This is a genomic window from Treponema sp. R6D11 (assembly GCF_054786075.1).
The window spans coordinates 1-3291 of record NZ_BDHD01000189.1; the positions used below are offsets into that span (position 1 = coordinate 1).

Consider the following 3291-nt stretch of genomic DNA (forward strand, 5'->3'; position numbering starts at 1 on the left):
GTATTGTTCGAGAAGTTTATTGGCAAACTCTTTGAGCCCCGTTCCCTCTTTCATCGCCGCAGTTATCGCTAAAATTTTATTATCTTTTTCAGCTATTTGAAGTAACTTTGCTCCAACAGCGTCGCTAGAAGAAAATTTACTGCCTCCGCTTTTCTTTTTGCCAATTCCATGAAATTTTGCAGGGTTTTTTTCAGCATCTTCATAGCCTTTTCCCTTTTTAGTTACAACATGAATCAAAATCGGACCAGAAATTTCTTTCGCCCGATTGAAAACATATATTAAATCGTTTAAATCATGCCCATCGATTGGTCCTATATATTTAAATCCAATGGTCTCAAAATATGTGGTTTTTAAAACTGCGCTCCTGAGCGCCTGCTTTAGATTATATAACCCATCAGCAACTTTTTCGCCAAATTTCGTTTTGCTCAAGTTAGAATTAATCGTGTCTTTCAATGCATAATAAGATTTTTGCGTACGCAATCTAGTGAGATAATGAGCAAACGCTCCGACATTTCTGCTTATCGAATATTGGTTATCATTAAGCACAACGATCAAGTTTTTTGCGTTGATATGACCAGCGTGATTGAGAGCTTCAAAAGCCATGCCGCCCGTTAACGAGCCGTCGCCTATTATGGCAATTGATTTATTTTCGCTTTTTTCTTTTTCCATTGCGATAGCGTAACCAAGAGCGGCTGAGATCGATGTTGACGAATGCCCGGTGTCAAAAACATCGTGTTCACTCTCACTCCTCTTGGGGAACCCAGATAATCCATCTTTTTGACGCAAGCTATCAAAAAACTCTTTCCTTCCGGTAAGCATTTTATGAACATAAGACTGATGACCAACATCAAAAATAAATTTATCATTAGGTGAATCAAAACAATGATGCAAAGCCAAAGTTAGCTCTACAACCCCCAAATTGCTAGCAATGTGACCACCAGTTTCCGTGACCTTTTCTATTAGAAACTCTCTTATATCTTGCGCTTCTTTTTCTAATTGTTTTATCTCATCCATACAATTATTTTAACATTTTATATTAAAAATGTCAACTAATCTCTGCCAAAAATACTGTTTTTCCATCTCTAGAAAATTTTATTTTATTGTCTTTATAATAAACAGAGATAAAATCGCCCAATTTCGTTTCTGCAATATAATTAACATTTATTCTTTTAGGCGAATACCCCAAAACATTTTCAACCCAGTTTATATAGCGCGCATTGTTAACATGATTGTTGCTGTCTATATCACTATATTGCACCGTGAATTCGGAAAATTTTTCACATTCTTCTGTAAATATAATTTTATTTGGAGCTTCATTCATAGGCTCTTCCCAATCATAATCCGGATAAGCATTGATACACCTAAGCGGGCGTCCTGTCGTGGCATCAATAAGCATAGACGAGCTTTTTGATAAGACTATTCGCGCGTTCTCGCTGTTATACACTTCCCAATTTCTAAGTGCAATAAATTTATCGACCCCTGCAGAAAAGGTCCTTATTTTTATAACATCTCCAGCAGCAGGATACGAAACAACGTCGACAGCCTCTCTTGCGATGACCCAAAAATTACCGTTTTCTAGCATTTTTTCATGCCCCATCCCGAGAGAGCATAAATGCTGTTCTGCGCACTCCTGCATAACATCCCAAAGTGGCGCAAGCCGCATTAAACGTTCACTATTGCAATCCATGAATTCACTAACTCTATGTTCAATTATGTATTCATTCATATAAAATTCACCAACTTGATTGTATCATAACAAAACAAAAAAAGCAATAAAAAACGGCAGAAATCTCCGCCGTTTTAAAACTCAATCTACGCCTTTGCACTGCTTTTTTTAGCATTGCTCGTTTTGTTGCTTGTTTTTGCTTTCGTCTTAGACTTGCTTTGCGAAGTAGTTTTCTTTTTTGCTGTTGTTGCTTTCTTTTTGGTAGGCATAATATTCTCCTTTAATTATACTTTTATGATATTATTATGTAATTTTGTTTTTTTTATACATTTTTTGTTGAAAAATTTGTAGAATTTTGTTGACATTTATTTTATATAGTGGTAAAATCATATTCGCGAGGTGTTAATCCCCCAATGAAACTTGAAAAAGAGAAGAAAATATTTGAAAAGATTGATTATGTATATCTAGGCATAATCGGTTTTTTATTAGTTAATGTCCTAGCGATGTATATTTCGCCAAGACCAGAGCCAGAGCCAGTAACCATAAATCATCTTGCAATGGCAGCAAATGGTACAGATTTAATTCCAGCTGATGAATCAGTTGCGCAAGCTGATCAAAGTTTTTCTACAGTCGCTGAAGTTCAAAACAGGATGGCATCTAAATCCGTTACCACATCCAGTTCAGTTAACACTTCCTCCTCTACTAGCTCAAAACCAAAAAAAATAACCCCTGGAGAGGCTAAAATAAATATAAATAAAGCTGGAATACTAGAACTTCAAAGGCTACCAGGAATAGGCGAGGGTTTGTCCGCAAGAATAGTTGCATACCGAATCGAAAACGGCCCCTTCACTTCTATTCAAGATTTAACAAACGTTTCCGGCATAGGCGCAAAAACACTAACGAAGTTTGCTCAATATATAACCATATAATATAGAACTTTTATACCTAATCTCGCTCGACTAGCTCAGCGAGATTTTCATTTTTGTAGCTTATCGCCTGCAGGATGCCAAGCGATATAAATGTGGTGACGAGTGATGACCCGCCATAGCTAATGAACGGCAAAGTTATTCCTGTTAGCGGAATTAGGTTAATCACGCCACCTATAATAATAAATGTTTGTAACCCGAACAATGTTGCGATAGTTATTGCTATCCATTTGTCATACCCTCTGGCCGCCAAGGCAATTTTATAACCACGATATACCAATATAAAGAACAATAGCACAACAGCGCAGCCTCCAAAGATGCCGAGTTCTTCGCAAATTGCAGAAAAAATAAAATCGGAGTGTACTTCTGGTATAAATTCTGGGTGCCCTAAGCCGATGCCTGAACCGAAAAATCCACCGCTAGAAATTGCAAACAAGCTCTGCGCTGTTTGAAAACTCTTATTAGTCATATCACCAAACGGATGCAGCCAGTTTTGTATGCGTGTTTGAATATGCGTTAAATGATTAGCAGCAAACCACACAGCAAGAGACATCAAGCTAAAATTGCTAAGTAATATCCAAAACTGTTCTCCATGAACAAACAAAACGCATAAGTAAGTCAAGAAAAACAACACCATCGAACCCCAATCGCGCTGCAAAATAAAAAACAAACATATAACATAAATGCATGACATTACGA

The 3291-nt window shown here is 36.9% G+C and carries 5 protein-coding genes; 1 reads left to right on the forward strand and 4 read right to left on the reverse strand.

Going from position 1 to position 3291, the window contains the following annotated elements; translation table 11 throughout:
* The 3 genes from ACYVTD_RS10905 to ACYVTD_RS10915 form a co-directional block, all read right to left on the reverse strand.
* Window positions 1–1014, reverse strand: a 1014-nt coding sequence (locus ACYVTD_RS10905) for a 1-deoxy-D-xylulose-5-phosphate synthase N-terminal domain-containing protein (protein ID WP_461247797.1), incomplete at its 3' end; no start/stop codon positions are given.
* 31 nt (window positions 1015–1045) lie between these two features.
* Window positions 1046–1726, reverse strand: coding sequence for an acyl-[acyl-carrier-protein] thioesterase (locus ACYVTD_RS10910; RefSeq protein ID WP_461247798.1), 681 nt, complete (start codon window positions 1724–1726; stop codon window positions 1046–1048).
* Window positions 1727–1812: 86 nt separating this feature from the next.
* Window positions 1813–1935, reverse strand: a complete 123-nt coding sequence (locus tag ACYVTD_RS10915; protein ID WP_461247799.1) for a hypothetical protein — start codon at window positions 1933–1935, stop codon at window positions 1813–1815.
* A 144-nt stretch (window positions 1936–2079) separates the two neighbouring features.
* Between ACYVTD_RS10915 and ACYVTD_RS10920 the strand changes: the two genes are divergently transcribed.
* Window positions 2080–2595: a ComEA family DNA-binding protein gene (locus ACYVTD_RS10920; RefSeq protein WP_461247800.1), complete on the forward strand. Its 516-nt coding sequence runs from the start codon at window positions 2080–2082 to the stop codon at window positions 2593–2595.
* Window positions 2596–2611: 16 nt separating this feature from the next.
* On the opposite strand, the gene ACYVTD_RS10925 is transcribed toward ACYVTD_RS10920, so the two are convergent.
* On the reverse strand, window positions 2612–3291 hold a 680-nt coding region (locus ACYVTD_RS10925), incomplete at its 5' end, for an FtsW/RodA/SpoVE family cell cycle protein (protein WP_461247801.1).